Source organism: Shewanella sp. OMA3-2 (assembly GCF_021513195.1).
Taxonomy (GTDB): domain Bacteria; phylum Pseudomonadota; class Gammaproteobacteria; order Enterobacterales; family Shewanellaceae; genus Shewanella.
Genome location: NZ_CP090974.1, coordinates 3,250,796 through 3,266,499, shown reverse-complemented (window position 1 = coordinate 3,266,499; position 15,704 = coordinate 3,250,796). Strand labels below are relative to the sequence as shown.

General features: G+C 39.5%; 17 protein-coding genes. 8 read left to right on the top strand and 9 right to left on the bottom strand.

Going from position 1 to position 15,704, the window contains the following annotated elements:
- Positions 1-2 precede the first annotated feature (2 nt).
- The 4 genes from L0B17_RS14370 (at position 3) to L0B17_RS14355 (ending at position 3,055) form a co-directional block, all read left to right on the top strand.
- Positions 3-797, top strand: a complete 795-nt coding sequence (locus L0B17_RS14370) for a ParA family protein (RefSeq protein WP_235085725.1) — start codon at positions 3-5, stop codon at positions 795-797.
- Positions 781-2,082: a chemotaxis protein CheW gene (locus tag L0B17_RS14365; RefSeq protein ID WP_235085724.1), complete on the top strand. Its 1,302-nt coding sequence runs from the start codon at positions 781-783 to the stop codon at positions 2,080-2,082. The genes L0B17_RS14370 and L0B17_RS14365 overlap by 17 nt, the downstream gene beginning before the upstream one ends.
- Positions 2,083-2,084: 2 nt before the next feature.
- Positions 2,085-2,579, top strand: coding sequence for a chemotaxis protein CheW (locus L0B17_RS14360; RefSeq protein ID WP_235085723.1), 495 nt, complete (start codon positions 2,085-2,087; stop codon positions 2,577-2,579).
- 77 nt (positions 2,580-2,656) lie between these two features.
- Positions 2,657-3,055, top strand: coding sequence for a DUF2802 domain-containing protein (locus tag L0B17_RS14355; protein WP_235085721.1), 399 nt, complete (start codon positions 2,657-2,659; stop codon positions 3,053-3,055).
- A 58-nt stretch (positions 3,056-3,113) separates the two neighbouring features.
- On the opposite strand, the gene L0B17_RS18225 is transcribed toward L0B17_RS14355, so the two are convergent.
- From L0B17_RS18225 to L0B17_RS14340, 4 genes are all read right to left on the bottom strand, one after another.
- Positions 3,114-3,497, bottom strand: a complete 384-nt coding sequence (locus L0B17_RS18225; protein ID WP_336246504.1) for a hypothetical protein — start codon at positions 3,495-3,497, stop codon at positions 3,114-3,116.
- A gap of 56 nt (positions 3,498-3,553) precedes the next feature.
- Positions 3,554-4,450, bottom strand: a complete 897-nt coding sequence (locus L0B17_RS14350; RefSeq protein WP_336246470.1) for a hypothetical protein — start codon at positions 4,448-4,450, stop codon at positions 3,554-3,556.
- Positions 4,451-4,592: 142 nt separating this feature from the next.
- The gene (locus tag L0B17_RS14345) at positions 4,593-4,910 is read right to left on the bottom strand and encodes an EscU/YscU/HrcU family type III secretion system export apparatus switch protein (protein WP_235085719.1); all 318 of its coding nucleotides are present in this window, start codon (positions 4,908-4,910) and stop codon (positions 4,593-4,595) included.
- A 23-nt stretch (positions 4,911-4,933) separates the two neighbouring features.
- A complete protein-coding gene (locus tag L0B17_RS14340) occupies positions 4,934-7,057 on the bottom strand; it encodes a hypothetical protein (protein ID WP_235085717.1) in 2,124 nt (707 codons plus the stop codon).
- A gap of 275 nt (positions 7,058-7,332) precedes the next feature.
- Between L0B17_RS14340 and L0B17_RS14335 the strand changes: the two genes are divergently transcribed.
- Both L0B17_RS14335 and L0B17_RS14330 read left to right on the top strand, forming a co-directional pair.
- Positions 7,333-8,121, top strand: a complete 789-nt coding sequence (locus tag L0B17_RS14335; RefSeq protein WP_235085716.1) for an MlaA family lipoprotein — start codon at positions 7,333-7,335, stop codon at positions 8,119-8,121.
- A 49-nt stretch (positions 8,122-8,170) separates the two neighbouring features.
- Positions 8,171-9,304, top strand: coding sequence for a response regulator (locus tag L0B17_RS14330; RefSeq protein WP_235085714.1), 1,134 nt, complete (start codon positions 8,171-8,173; stop codon positions 9,302-9,304).
- 97 nt (positions 9,305-9,401) lie between these two features.
- Here L0B17_RS14330 and L0B17_RS14325 read toward each other — a convergent pair whose 3' ends face one another.
- The 4 genes from L0B17_RS14325 to L0B17_RS14320 form a co-directional block, all read right to left on the bottom strand.
- The gene (locus L0B17_RS14325; protein WP_235085712.1) at positions 9,402-9,767 is read right to left on the bottom strand and encodes a cytoplasmic protein; all 366 of its coding nucleotides are present in this window, start codon (positions 9,765-9,767) and stop codon (positions 9,402-9,404) included.
- 229 nt (positions 9,768-9,996) lie between these two features.
- On the bottom strand, positions 9,997-10,122 hold the full coding sequence (locus L0B17_RS18310; protein WP_443019955.1) for a hypothetical protein: 126 nt from the start codon (positions 10,120-10,122) through the stop codon (positions 9,997-9,999).
- Between the two features lie 342 nt (positions 10,123-10,464).
- A complete protein-coding gene (locus L0B17_RS18305; protein WP_443019954.1) occupies positions 10,465-10,608 on the bottom strand; it encodes a hypothetical protein in 144 nt (47 codons plus the stop codon).
- A gap of 580 nt (positions 10,609-11,188) precedes the next feature.
- Positions 11,189-11,818 (bottom strand): peptidylprolyl isomerase, encoded by a 630-nt coding sequence (locus L0B17_RS14320; protein WP_235085711.1) that lies wholly within the window; start codon positions 11,816-11,818, stop codon positions 11,189-11,191.
- 213 nt (positions 11,819-12,031) lie between these two features.
- Here L0B17_RS14320 and L0B17_RS14315 point away from each other — a divergent pair, with 213 nt between their 5' ends.
- Both L0B17_RS14315 and L0B17_RS14310 read left to right on the top strand, forming a co-directional pair.
- Positions 12,032-13,339: a DEAD/DEAH box helicase gene (locus tag L0B17_RS14315; RefSeq protein ID WP_235085709.1), complete on the top strand. Its 1,308-nt coding sequence runs from the start codon at positions 12,032-12,034 to the stop codon at positions 13,337-13,339.
- 34 nt (positions 13,340-13,373) lie between these two features.
- Positions 13,374-14,432 carry a CobW family GTP-binding protein gene (locus tag L0B17_RS14310; RefSeq protein ID WP_235085707.1) on the top strand — a complete coding sequence of 353 codons (1,059 nt, stop codon included), beginning with the start codon at positions 13,374-13,376 and terminating at the stop codon, positions 14,430-14,432.
- 373 nt (positions 14,433-14,805) lie between these two features.
- Here L0B17_RS14310 and nadK read toward each other — a convergent pair whose 3' ends face one another.
- A complete protein-coding gene (gene nadK, locus L0B17_RS14305; protein ID WP_235085705.1) occupies positions 14,806-15,684 on the bottom strand; it encodes an NAD(+) kinase in 879 nt (292 codons plus the stop codon).
- Positions 15,685-15,704 lie beyond the last annotated feature (20 nt).

Genomic DNA, 15,704 nt, shown 5'->3' with positions numbered 1-15,704 from the left:
ATTTGAAAGTCTGGACCGTAGCAAATCAAAAAGGTGGGGTGGGTAAAACCACTACTGTGGCAAGTTTGGCTGGTGCTATTGTTAAACGTGGGCAACGTGTGTTGATGATAGACACAGATCCTCATGCGTCACTAGGTTATTATTTAGGTATTGATTCTGAAGAGGTTCCTGGTTCACTATATGATGTATTTGTGAATCATAAGTCGCTTACAGCTGAGTTTATTCAACAATATATTTTGCCGACTCAACTTGAGGGGCTTGATTTATTGCCTGCAACCATGGCTCTGGCAACATTAGACCGAGCATTGGGACATCAAGAAGGTATGGGCTTGGTGCTACGTAATCTACTGGTGTTGTTAGAAGATAAATATGATATTGCTATTATTGATTGTCCGCCCGTTCTAGGGGTATTAATGGTCAATGCTTTGGCGGCGAGTCAACATATTGTTATCCCTGTTCAAACTGAATTTTTGGCGATTAAAGGTTTAGACAGAATGATTAAAACAATGGAGCTGATGGGGCGTTCGAAGAAGACTCGATATAGCTATACTGTCGTGCCGACAATGTATGATAAACGCACAAAAGCTTCTCCGATAGCCTTGTCATATATGCAAGAAAAATATAATAAAAACCTATGGCCAGATAGTGTGATCCCCGTTGATACTAAATTTAGAGATGCCAGTTTAGCGCATCTACCTGCATCACATTACTCTCCATCTAGCCGTGGGGTAAAGGCCTACAATTTACTGTTAAATTATCTTGATTCTCGGGAGCTAGCACATGTCAAAATCGGTTGATGAAACTGTTTTTGATTATTTTACCCTGCTCCTCACTGAGCCGACTACGGAAAGTGTTGAGGAGACCCAAACTGCGCAATCGAATATTGCAAAGCAGGAAATTGTTGCACCTGAAGCTTTAAATCCTACGACGCTTATATCTAAAGACAAAATAAGCCGCACTAATTCTGATAAGTTAACTCCTGCTTTGGTAACTAAAAAGTCAATCGCAGAGATAAAAGTTATACCAGATTCTAGTTTAGTAAAAGGCCTAATTGAACCGGAAAAACCATCTGAGTCGAGCTTTACTTCAAAAAGAGTGGATAAGGCTGATGTTATAAAAGATCATCAAATTGATGATAAATATTCTAAAGCTTCTTTTGAACCGTTAAACAAACCAGATACAGCAGTTAAATATCAACAACCATTAAAGTCGATATTAGAAAGAGGTTTTGCCGAACCCAATGAAAATATCAATAAGCAAGCGCTTGAAAAGCTATTGTCGGCAGTTTCAAAGCCTGAAGTAAAACCAGAAGTTATGCCAACCTCTTCTAAAATATCGATGACAGCAGAGGAAATTAGGGCCAGTGCTGATAAGGTGAGGCAACATTTAGGCTTGTTAGCTGAGAAATCGACTAAAAAAACTACAGTCGGTCCGGTTTCACTACAAAAAACAGTTAATGCTGATAAAGAAATCAAGCCGTTAGTCGATATAAATTTAACAGGAACAATACCAAGCTCTGTAAATAAAGCTATCATAAAGAGTGAAGAGCAACTTGATGTAACGCCTGAAACACAATTAGGGGCTGTACCACCCAGTATTACTCATGATCTTCAGCAAGTACTGGATGATGAGTTTCAAGTGCTGTTTTTTAAGGTAGCGGGTTTAACATTAGCAGTACCCTTAGTGAGTTTAGGTGGTATTGTAAAAGTGGAGCGCATAAATCATTTAATTGGTCGTCCCAAATGGTTTTTAGGGGTCCAGCCCTATAGAGAACAAAAAATTAATGTAGTGGATACTTGTGCTTGGGTTATGCCTGAGAAATATTCTCCTGAACTGGCTGAGTCGATAGATTATCAGTATTTGGTGATGCTGGAAGATAGTCGATGGGGACTGGCTTGTGAGTCGCTGGTCAACGCTGTGAAAATAGATAAATCGCACGTCAATTGGCGTGATAAACCTGGTAAGCGTCCTTGGCTTGCTGGAGTTGTAAAACAACAAATGTGTGGCATATTGCATGTACAAGCTTTGATTGACATGCTTGATGCAGGCTTAGGGTGTCAGGATTCGATTGACCGAGGTTAACTATGAGTGATTCAAGAAGTGTAGCAGCTGTAGCTGCAGGTTCAAACGATGCAGTATTACAGTGGGTTACATTTAAATTAGATAATGAAACCTATGGTATTAACGTAATGCAGGTTCAGGAAGTATTACGATACACTGAAATTGCCCCAGTACCAGGTGCACCGCATTATGTATTAGGCATTATTAATTTGCGAGGCAACGTGGTGACGGTTATTGATACCCGTTCACGTTTTGGTTTACAGCCTGCTGATGTTGATGATTCAACACGTATTGTGATTATCGAAGCTGAAAAGCAAGTTATTGGTATTTTAGTCGACAGTGTTGCAGAGGTAGTTTATCTACGTCGCTCAGAAATAGATAATGCACCTAACGTGGGCACTGAAGAAAGTGCTAAGTTTATTCAAGGCGTAAGCAATCGCGACAACGAGTTATTGATTTTAGTCGACCTTGATAAACTGTTATCTGACGAAGAGTGGGAAGAGTTAACTGATATTTAAATAAACTTTTCAGTGACAACGGGCCAGCTCATTCAGTATGCTGGCTTTTTTGTTATAAGCTTTTTCGAGAGTAAAACATGGGTGATGAATTTTTAATTGCAGCCTTGGTATATGTCATTGCCTGTTTAGGATTAATGTTTTTTTTGCAAAAACAATCGAGCAAATTAAAAAGCAAGGTGGAAGCGTTAACATTATTAGTAAAAGAAAGCGATCGTCAAAGAGAGGCCGTTAAACGTGAACTGAATGAGTTGCGCAGTGGCACGATAGGTATGGGGCGTAAAGTTGCTGAGATTGAGAAGAAATTAACTAAGCAGTCAGATCTTATTGATGAAGCTAGCCAACAAGACCCACAAGCTAAACTTTACTCGAGGGCTGTGAAGATGATAGCTCTTGGCGCAGGTATTGAAGAGCTTATGCAAGAGTGTGAGTTGCCTAAAGCAGAAGTTGAGTTATTACTACGATTACATAAGAAATAACCGTATTAGTTAAAAAAACACCATTGCAATGGCAATGGTGTTTTTAGTTTAATAATGATTACTTTATTCGGCGCATTTTAGCGACAAACATGCCATCACTATCGGCCTGTTGCGGCCAAACCGTTAACATAGTGCTTTGGCTGCCATCAAAAGGGTGAGTTAATAATTCCAGTTCAAAGTTTACATTACTTTGTAAGAATGCATTTACTACCTGCTGATTTTCTGCCTGTGCAAGCGAGCAGGTTGCGTAAACTAATTCCCCACCTATTCTTACCGCATTAGCACTGCGCTGAAGAATGTCTAATTGCAGTTCGGGCTTTGTTTCTATACTACTCACATCGTCTATCCAGCGCATGTCAGGGTTTCGACGCCAAGTACCTGTACAACTGCAAGGTGCATCGACTAGCACACCATCAAAAAAGCCTGATTTAACCGGAAGCAGCTCCGTTTTCCACGGTGAAATACTAATCTGTTTAAAGTTGGCTCTTTTAGCACGTTTTAGCAGCTCATTGAGGGGGGGAATCTGATGTCAGATGCGGTTACATGTCCCTCAATACCCGCCTGTTGCATTAATGATAATAGCTGAAGGCTCTTACCTCCAGCACCAGAGCAAGCGTCCCACCATTGACTATCTGTCTTAGGATTGCAAGTCTGACCAATCACCTGTGAAGCAATGTCTTGAATTTCAAGTAAGCCTTCAGTGTATGCAGCTACTTGATTTAAATTAATGCTGTTATGGCCTAAATTAATCGTGTCATTAAAATACTCAGAACCTACAGCCTGAATATTGTCCTGGGACAATCGGTTCAATACATTTTGAGTCGAAGACTGCTGTGCCCTTGCCCAAATAGGCGGGCGTGAACTCATGGCCTGGATTAAAGCCTGCTTTTCTATTTCAGAATCCACATTACAGTGCAGCCAAAACCAAGTGGGTAAAAGCTGTTCAAGTGTGCAGCTGTCCAGTTGAGAGAATTGCTTAAACAGATGAAGTTTATCGACAACGCTATCAGATTCAGATGATGGCAGTGGGGTAGCTAAATGAGGATGGTTGCCAAACTTTAACCAAGCGTCACGAATATCAATCCATGAATGGTTTTCTAATTGTGCCGCACTCGCTAGCATGCTAAAGAAAGTCGCTTGCTGTTGGTAGTCGCCAAGTTGTTTTATCCACCCCCACCAACGAAATAAGCTAAACAAGCTTTCCCTGATCACGCGGCGATCTTTTGAACCATGCTTTTTATGTTCTCTAAAATAGTTGGCTATTATGCGATCTGCAGGCTGTTTCGTGAAAAGTACAGAATCAAATAAATTGAAAATTGTACTGGCATAACTTATTGCACGTTTTTCAGCACTAGAAGTGGCCACTTTGCTGATAGTAAATGGAGAGTCAGTCATGAGTTTTAGTGTCAATTGCTAGAATAGGGAATGGGTGTGAAGTTTACCACGTCACCAAGCTATTTGACCATGCGAACACAGTTTCAAAATTTTTGCTGCCTGTTATTTTTTCTACTGAGTTAGAGGAAGAACATCCCGGTCGTTAAACTTCGGTAAGAATACGTTGATGTAAATTATTCCATTGTTCTGGGAATTTCCCCTCTAGCATATAGATAAAAGCAATGAGTTCTGCAATTAAAAGATAAAGCTCTTTAGGAACCTCTTCACCAATTTCAAGTAGTTGTAGAAACTCGCTTAGATGAGGGTCTTGATGAATATGCACTCCGGCTTCTTTCGCCAGCGAGATAATTTCTTCCGCGACTAAATCTTTGCCTGACGCGGTTATTTTAGGTGCGTGTTTGCCATCAAAACTTAAGGCGACAGCATGCTTCACTTTGTTTTCATCATCATTTTTTTGCATATTTACCTCACAATCCAAGCTAATTAAGCGCGCGTCTTTACTAAGAAATGGTCACCCGGTAACAGGGTTGCAGGAATATTGGCAATTTGAGTTGAAAATTCGCCAGGTGTAAAACCAATTTGGCTAATTTTTTGTGATAATGCGCTATTAAAATTAGAAATTTTATCTAATAACAGTTGGTTATTACCTTTAAACTGCAAATTGAGTACCTCACCTTTTTTGTGCGCGATAATCAAGATTGCACCTTGAGATAAATTAAATTTCAACTGTAAACGCCAACCCACTTTATCTTCAGTGTCCTTATCTGGCTCCTTTTGAAAGTGCCCTTCAAACTGTTCGTTACGTTGATTGAGGGAATAGGGTAAAGCAAAATACCAATTTAGCGTTTGATCACTACCGCTGGCTTGCTGATAAAGTTGGAAGCTATTGGCTAGCTGACTCATGCTATCTAAGGTGCCTGCTTTTTCCAGTAAGCTCAATAAACCGTTACTTGCAGAGAGTTTTCCTGCGGTTAAACGTTGTAACAACTGTAAATGGTTTTGTAATTTTTCGCTGATTTGTTTACCGCTATTTTGAGCTTTAACGCCTAATAATAGCTGAAATAGTGTTGATACTGCACCACCTGAAAAAAGTTGAGACTGTGTTGCGGGGGGTGTAGTTTGAGCTAAATTTAATCCGCTGATACTGTGTAACTCACCCAATAATTGATTTGGCTCTGTCAATGTAGTCATAGGTTGAGGTGCTAATTGTGGCAGTAACTTTAGCAATTCTAATGCTAGATTTTGAGGGGATTGGCTTGCTGTTTTAGTCATTATGGGCATGGCGCCAGCTTTAGACAGTGCTTTTTGTAATACTTCAATAGGCCCTAAAGTCGGCTTATCTGCATTAGAGGAGGCTGTATTATTTATGTCTAGTGATGCTTTTACTTTAGTTGAACTCGAGTTTAAAGCATCTGGGTCTAAAGCGTTCTGATTTAAAACGCCAGCAATGTCTTTGGCCATTTTTTGTGCCGATGATGTATCTATTTTGGGACCAGGAATAGCAGCTAATTTGCTCGGTATATTTGAACCATCTTTTGATAGATCTTGTTTAATCGTCGTTTCAGGTTGAGATGCTTGTCCGTTAGTCTGGTGATTATTTCTTAGGGTTGTTTCGGTTAACAAAGAAGTTTCGAGCTTTTTAAATAGCAGATTAAGCATCTGTGCAGGCTCTGGTTTGCTTAACACAATAGCGTCTTGCTTAGTTGTAACTGGGTTATCTGGCGCTTGAGTTGTTGGAGTCAAACTCACCTTTACTTCGGCTTGCACAGGGGTAAGTGTCAGTACTAATCGCTGATTAACGTTTATAATATTGACTAGGTATTGCCCCTTTGCTAAATGAGCATGATCCAACTTGATTGTCGGCCCATCGACAAAGGTGAGTTGTTGTTGGTTAATAACCGCATTAGGCAATGGATAACCATGGGCTCTAGAGGCTAATTGTGATAATTGCTCTGTAGATACTCCATTTTGAACAGCCAGTGCCACTAAAGATGTAGGTAACGTTATTTGAATGGCTTGGGCTAATAATATCAGTTGAGTTTGCACTTGTTGATTTGGTGCAGGCGTAGATGTAGGCGCCAATTTGGATGAGCCATCTATCAATGCTGTTTGCATCAATGTATGCATAACAGCTACTCTTTGCTGGTTAAGCTCTTTCACTGCATCAGCAGTAATAACAATTTGTGCACTGTTTTGAAATATTTTTTGCAGTTCTGCGGTCAAGTTAAGTTGATACTGTTGATTTGCGATAGTGACATTCACATTTTGTGATGGGGTATTATTTTGAGTTGTAGATATCATTACTGGTTGAATATTATTGGTTGCGATAAGTGATTTATCAGCACTGATAACAGTAGGGCTGTTGGTTGCGCTTGAACTCGTTCTTTGGGGGATTGTATTGAGGGTCGCCGAAGTTGATTGAGTTGCCGCTGTTGATGCGGAGTTGTTGGTATTTACGCGTAAGGAAACATCAGACAAAAGTTGGGACTTATTAGCAGGTGTCTGTACATGCTGATTAGCTGAGCCAGTGATTTTATTTATTTTCTCAGTTTTACCATCAGAGCTTGTATTTACTGTTGGTTGTAATCTTGTGTCTGACGCCTTCATGTTATGGCCTTAGATGTTTCTATTATAAAACTAAAGATGCAAATTTAATTTATTTTTACAATTTTGAGTTTGCGATTAATGCCTGCTGAAGTATCCTTAGCGGCTTAATGGCTTTTTAGAGTTCACGGTCAGTTTGGTGATGACTCGTTAGCCTGCGTTACAAACTGAGATTGACTATCTCAGCATTTATCGACCTGAACAATCATTGCTTTAATAAAAACGACAAAATAGCAGTTTGTTTATCGCTTTAGCCGTTGTGTTTTTAAGAGAGTATTATGAATATGTCTAAAGGAATATTACTTCCTTTCCTGTTACTAAGTGTCAGTAATGTTGTCGCTAATGAGCCTGAGGCCGATTTAGCGCAACTAGATGATAATACGTCTTCTGTTACTGTTCTCCACAATGATCTCCGAGACCCATTTGAAGGGTTTAACCGCGTGATGTGGGATTTAAATTACCTATATTTTGATAAGTATTTATTTCGCCCAGTAGCACATGGTTACAATGATTATGTCCCTCATCCGGTTAAGTCCGGTTTAGATAATTTCGTGCGTAATTTTGAAGAGCCTAGCTCAATGGTCAATAACGCTTTACAGGGTAAATGGGGTTGGTCTGCCAATGCTGGAGGACGATTCACAATTAACAGCACCCTAGGTCTTCTAGGCATTGTTGATGTTGCCGATATGATGGGGATGCCGCGTAAAGATGATGACTTCAATGAAGTACTTGGATATTACGGTGTTCCCAATGGCCCTTATTTTATGGCGCCCTTTTTAGGCCCTTATGTGACGCGTGAACTCGCGACAGACTGGGTTGATGGTCTATACTTTCCTTTATCAGAGTTTACGTTATGGCAATCGGCATTAAAGTGGGCTTTAAAAGGGTTACACACGCGTGCGTCAGCTATTGACCAAGAAAGACTGCTAGACAATGCTCTAGACCCTTATACATTTGTAAAAGAAGCATATTTCCAGCACATGGATTATAAAGTTTATGATGGTAATGTGCCCCAGAATCAACAGGATGATGAACTGTTAGATGAATATATGGATGAGTTAGAGTAAATAGCCAGAGAGGTACAACTCTGGCAGGTTTCATCTGTGGAGTTGTAGTATGGTACTAACAGATATATCCGTTTTAATTGTTGAAGATGATCCTGTTTTTAGTCAGTTAGTGACAGATTTTTTACAAAATAAAGGGGCTGTGGTTAAACATGCCGCTGATGGTCGCCAAGGTTTGGTGCTTTTCAGTGAGTGTGCATTTGATATTGTCATCGCTGATTTAAATATGCCTAAGTTAGGTGGTTTAGCCATGTTAAGACAGATGATGGTGATTAATCCAAACGTGCCAGCAATTGTTATTTCAGGCAATGATGACATGTCTGATGTCGTTGAGGCATTACGAATTGGTGCATGTGACTATCTGGTTAAACCCTTAGCCGATTTATTTATTATTGAAGCGGCTATTCAGCAAGCATTAAATCAATCTGTTAATCAAACTACAAAAAACACCTATGACCCTGCAGATGTATTTGAGCGTCAATTAGCTGAATTATCGTATCTTGAGTTAAATGAAAACTTATTGTTACTTGAACAAAACTCACAAGCAGCCAAAAACGTACAACAACAACTTTTTCCCGCTTCTCATATTCAATACCCACAAGCAGCGATAGATTACAGTTTATTTAAAAACAGCGATGTCAGCGCTTATTTTATAGATTCCACTATGGTTGGTGATGATCATCTTGTGATGTATATGGCTCACTTCCAACCTGAAGACAACAGTGCTGCCTTTGGGTGTGTATTGCTGCGTAGCTTTATTAATCAAAAACTGAAAAGTTTTAGGACGGGGATGAGTAGCGAGCTACTTAATCCAGTAGAAATGCTTAATTACCTCAATACGCGGATGATGAATTCCGGGCTACATATTTTTACTAATATGGTTTATATCAGCATCGACTTAACGCGTTTTGATGCGATTATAGCGCGAGCTGGAGCTGGATTAAGATGTTATCTGAGAAATAGTACTGGTTTATTGCCGTTAGCTTTACCTGACTGTCAGCCGATAGGATCTGTTTTATGGGATAAACCCAGTGTGCAACGCCGTCATCTTTGTAGCGGGGAATATTTATGTATTAGCACACATAATCAACAACATCAGCAAGCCTTACTTAATAATCATTTTAAAGGTTTAACTTTTGATCAAGGGACTCATGCGGGTGGTTTTATGCAGTTAAATTGTGGATAGTTATTACGGAAAATTATTATGACCCTTTGGCACAATAAAAAAGGCTTAGTGTGGTACTAAACCTTTTTTATTGATCGTAATGTAGATAATTATTTGATTAGCTGATTTTTTCACAACGTTGCATATAGTCATTGATCAGATGGGCCATAATGTCATTGACAGAAGCGTCTTGGCAGCAGTTATCTAAATAAACTTTAAAAGTGACTAAACCGTGACCATCATTTTTTAAACGGCTACTCTGCATAGCAAAGTAAGCTTCTTCCTTATCAGCTTTACGAATAGTAATGCCATCTATTTCAAATAATTTACTGCCAGCATTATTATGCCATTTAGTGATTCTGTCTAAGGCTATTTCGCAAGAATGGTTAACTTCGATATGATTTTGCCAAGAGGCTTGTTTGTCATTTTGTTGGTAGTGAGGGCAACGAACGGTGTAATTGTGGACATGAGTAATCGCTGTCATTTTAGGAGCACCTTTTCTTTGTAAGATAATTTATCATAGACCGTAAATTCTATTGGGGTCAATCGTTATTATCAGATCTGAGAGCTAGGTTCGCTTTTACTAATGTATTAACTAACCATTTGTTGGTAAACAAAATTTACCTAATAAAAAGCACGTAAAAATGCGAGGCTTATAATAATTGAAATAACACTTTAAGTAGGCTATATCGGCAGTTGTCACGCGTTAATTTTTACAATACAGATTGATAAATTGGGCATGTTGCTTCAAAACTGGCTTGCTGTGGATTGGACAAACCACTGCCATCTTTTAATGCATCTTCTGCCACGATTGGAATATCTTCGGCTTTTTCATCTATCTTTGTAAGTTTAGCTGGATTATCAATTGTTTCAGATAAGCGCTTAATTGCATCAGTGACTAGTATCGTTGCTTCAGCGAATTAGCCGCTGATATTCCCTCCCCCAAAACCTTTGCTATATAGACCAAACGCTGTGGTATTGCTTTGGCGTTATAAATTTGTGCATAGAGTAATACAATGGCATTACGCATTCAGTGAGGTAGGTCATAGAGAGCACCTAGGCGATGTGCCGTAAAAAGGATGTTGTCTAAGTTTGCATGGTTGAGGTCATGCAGGCTAAAAACTGAGCATAGGCCACTTGTTAGCGAACATCAATATTTTAACCATTACTGATTACAATCATTAAATTTCTCGAATTGATTTGATAGCTTTAATGGCACACGCATCTGTAATGGGACTAGTAGCAGTAGAGGCATAGACTTCAATAGTATGTGTTAATGCATCTATGCTTGTGGCCGCTGTAAATACAGCCGGTTTTTCTAGCATGAGTTCGGGGGCATTTAACGATAGCATAGGGAAATTTTTTAGCGACAATAGCCATTTAATGATGAAGTGTTTAATCAGTGATAATACAATAAAGTGTTATTCTACTTGCGGAGCCGCAGAGGTATTAATGGCAACTAATGTGATTCTATTTGTACTGTCATGCTGTGAACCATTCCCGAGTGAAATAATAAAGTCAGATTGTTTTTGAGTTAACAAAGCCAACTTTGCCACTACATTGCTTATTAAGTAGGGTAGGGCTGAACGTCATCAAATTCTGAAACTTGAATATTTAAGTTTGTCATTTATCAGCCATCTTAGCGACTAAACCAATAGCGACCAGTGATTTATCTGTCACGATAAACGCGTGTATAAAGCCAAACTTTGTCGCCATGATGCTACTTCCACAGATTATGTTATCTGTAGTGAACATACTAATCTCAGTGGGCAATCTTTGTGAGGCTATCAAATATTCGATGAGAAATACTAAAAAAGGTGCGCTGGCACCTTTTTTAGTGTTTTTGTTGTTATGTTACCTCAACTCGTTTTTTCATTAATAGTAGTAAACGGTCTGGTTAATTTATTACCCTGGGCAGTTTGTTTCTCTAATTGAATTAATGACAATCTCTTCAACAGGAACATCAGTGAAAATTTGTCCATTTTTTTGCACTGACTGAGTATTAACAGCATTCATAATATCAACCACTTCCATGCCTTCAACGACCATACCAAACACAGCATAGCCGCCCTGGCTAGGATAATTTAAGTTATCGTTATCATGAATGTTAATGAAGAACTGACTGGTCGCTGAATCTAATACCTGGGTACGCGCCATGGCGATAGTGCCGCGATTATTTTTAAGGCCCACACTTGATTCATTTTTAATTGGATCATTAGTGGACTTTGCATTGAGACCAGAGGTAAAACCACCCCCTTGGTTAACAAAGTTATTGGCAATACGATGAAATAGAGTGCCATCATAAAATTTCTCGTTAACATAACGACTAAAATTAGCAGAGGTGACCGGCATGTTAGTGTTATCAATACCTAAGGTGAATTCGCCCATAGTTGTGTCTACTAAATAACAGACATTAATCGCTAGCTCAGGTGTTGGCTTAGGAGTCGGATCCAGGGCTGGTGTTTCTGAGGATGAGTCTGAACCACCACAGGCGGTTAAACTGATTAAAACTGCTGCAAATAAATAAGGTTTCATATATTCCTTTATGAAGTTGTTATAAGTTTTGTCACATAGTTGCTGTTTTAGGCCATTGATTCAACCAAAATTGTCAGGTTGATACAAAATGTTACTTGAGATGTTTGATCTATGATCGTCAAACCTGAGTGCCATTAGCGTTTTTTATAAGTTTTCAGGTCAATTCAGTATATAATGTGCGATTGCTAATTCTTTTATTGTATAGAGCCTGTTATGTCATTTTTATCGCTAGGATTAAAGCCTGAAATTCAACGAGCACTGACCGCAATTGGTTATGTGATCCCAACACCAATCCAGTTGGCGGTGATCCCAAAAATCCAGGCTGGTAAAGATATTCTGGCGAATGCTGAAACTGGAACAGGTAAAACAGCCGCATTTGCATTGCCGTTGATTGAAATGATTACCTCTGCAGATGAGGATAGTTTTGATAATAGCGATAAGTTGAGTGCTTCTCATTTGACAGTATTAATCATGACGCCTACACGTGAACTAGCGATTCAAATTGAGCAAAATATTGTCCAATTTAGTCAGTTTTTACCGTCTATTAAAAGTGTCGCGGTTTATGGCGGCGCCAGTATTCGCCCACAACTGACAGCAATAAACCAAGGGGTTAATATTTTAGTCGCTACCCCAGGTCGTCTTTTTGATATTGTTGGTCAGCACGACTTATCTCTTTCATCGGTAAAGTATTTAGTCATTGATGAAGCAGACCGCATGCTTGATTTAGGCTTTGTTAAAGACATTGAAAAAGTGAAACGACTTATTAATCGCGATCACCAGACTATGATGTTTTCAGCAACTTTTTCTGATGAAATTAAATTGTTAGCCGATGATATGCTGATTTCACCTGAGCACATTAATGTGGCAACCACAACCACTGCAGCAACAGTGACTCAACTGGCCTATCAAGTCGATCAGCGCCGTAAAGCCGAGTTATTATCAGAACTCATCGGCAAACATAATTGGCAGCAAGTGATGGTGTTCACCAGCCGTAAAGAAACCGCTGATCATCTCCAAAAAGAATTGTCATTAGACGGGATTAAAAGTGCCGTATTCCATGGCGATAAATCTCAAGGTGCACGTAATAAGGCACTTGAAGAGTTTAAGTCTGGTAAATTACGGGTATTAGTGGCAACTGATTTAGCCGCCAGAGGGCTAGATATACAAGCGTTACCACGGGTGATTAACTTTGAACTACCTGAAGAGCCTGAAGATTATGTTCACCGTATAGGCCGTACCGGTCGTGCTGGTTTAGCGGGCGAAGCTATTTCACTGGTTAGCCCACAAGAGCAGGAATGCCTTGAAGCTATTGAAGGGGTTATTCAGCAGCGTTTAGTATTAACAAGCATTGCAGGTTATGAGCAAGGTGCACCGCTTCCTGCGCGTTACCGTGAATTGGCATCAGATCCGACTAAAACAGTTAAAAAGCATGCTCGTCCAAATCGCAATAATCGCTCAGGTCAATTTGATAAAGAGTCAAGCAAACCACAACGCCATGGCAAATACAGTAAGAAGAAATAACTGAATTAATCAAAATAATTGAAATAAGCAAAATATGATCATCAAACCCGTCAATACCAATGTGATTACAGGCTTTCTAGGTGTAGGTAAAACCAGCTTAATTAAACAGTTACTTAAGCATAAACCTGAAAATGAGGTTTGGGCGGTACTGGTGAATGAGTTTGGTGAAATTGGTATTGATGCTGGGTTAATTAATACTTCGCCTGCTGAAGGTGTGGTAATAAAAGAAGTTGCTGGTGGCTGTTTATGTTGCGCGGCCGGTATACCGATACAAGTGGCAATAAATCAAATTATTCAACGGGCAAAGCCTGATAGGTTACTAATTGAACCGACCGGTATTGGTCATCCACAGCAAATTATCAATACTTTGAGTGAGCCACATTACCAACAAGTCATTAATCTACAGGCATGTTTATGTTTAGTGGATGCCAGAAAACTTGCAGATAACCGTTATCGTCAGCATGAAATATATATTCAGCAATTGTTAATAGCCGATGTCATCGTTGCCAGTAAAAGTGAACTTTACCAACAGTCGGATATTGACGCGTTAACCGCCTATTTTGACGAGCTGAAAATTAATCCTAGTGTTGTTACCGCTGCAGATCATTTTAGCTCACCGCAGCTTATTGACACTTTACTAAACAGTTTGCATAAACCTCATGAAAAAACCATTAAGCCTATTCAACAGACTAAGCCACAACATGCTTTGTTAAACAGTGGTTTATCAGCAAAATCAAATCTATGGTTTAATCAGGTTGAAGAGACCACTTTACCTGCTTTAAATGAGGGGGAAGTGGTGTGTAAAATCAATCAAGGTGAAGGGTGTTTCAGTGTGGGGTGGTTAATCAGTCCAAGCGTAATATTTGATTTTGATTTATTAATGGCATGGATTGAAACATTTAAGCAAGCGGAAATATTACGTCTTAAAGCTGTGATGATTACTGAAGAGGGCATTCTAGGGGTTAACATGGTCGATACACAGCTGAGTTTAACTGAACTGGATGACGCGAACGATTCGCGGTTAGAAATTATCGCCACAAGCTTATTAAATGCAGAAACATTGCAAGTGGGTTTGCTAGCTTGTTGTGTGTAGCCTGCGGTATAAAATAAAGAGACTTTTTGTTGTTTTATGTTTCTAAGTTTGAATTTTCCTTATTTATTTCTACAATTCAACCGTTAAAACATAAGCCTGTCATCCAGCAGTTCTATTGGATAAGTGGTACTGGTTTAAGGTGCATACCGTTTACGCACCCATAGGCTCCATGCTGCAACTGGGTATGCGATAGAAAGCTGAAAAAAGATGGCATTAAGGCAAAATTTTTTATGTTAGTCTGTTTCTAAAACTATATTTATTAAGTAAATCATCACTTTAAACTTGATTTAAAGTAACCCAGTTTAAAGCTAGTCGTTGATAGTTAAAATGTCCACGCATGTGATTGTCTAGGACAAACAAGAATATCAAGCGCTTAAAACAGCTTGCTGCCCCAGCCAAGTTTATTACGCAATACGTGAAAATAATTATGTCCTTTAGGGTGGATTAGTCGTAATTGTTCGCTCGAACGGCGGATAATAATTTCATCACCCGGCAATACGGCTAAATGAACATGGCCGTCACAGCTCACTTCAAGGTTTTCACCGTTATCGGGTGATACCACTAATTTGATGGTGCTACAGGCATCAACCACAATTGGGCGACAAGAAAGAGTATGGGGGAACATAGGCACTAGAATAAGCGCTTGCAAATTAGGGGTTAAGATGGCGCCTCCTGCTGATAATGAATATGCAGTAGAGCCAGTTGGTGTAGATACAATCATGCCATCAGCGCGCTGGCTGTACATAAACTGTTCATCTATGTAGACTTCGAATTGGATCATGTGAGCAATTTTACCAGGATGCAATACCGCTTCATTGACAGCGGTATTACTTGAGGTGATTTTACCATGGCGATGCACTTCGGCTTCTAATAAAAAGCGGTATTCAGTTTCAAACTTGCCATCAAGCACTTCTGCGAGCGTATCTTCAAAATTTTCTGGTGGTAAGTCGGTTAAAAAACCTAAATTACCTCGGTTAACGCCAATAACTGCCACATCAAAACGGGCTAATACCCGTGCAGCACCAAGCATATTGCCATCACCACCTACCACAATGGCCAGATCACAATGCGCCCCCATCTCAAGTAAGTCCATGGATGATATATCATTGCCAAGCTCTGCCGAAATACGTGACTCAACAATGACTTGGTAGCCTTGTGCTGATAACCAATGATGCAAACGCTTCAAGGTTAAGTTTGTGCCATGATGATGCGGTTTACCTATAAGGCCGATAGTATTAAACTTTTTGCTCATATTGATATTTGTTAGGCTTA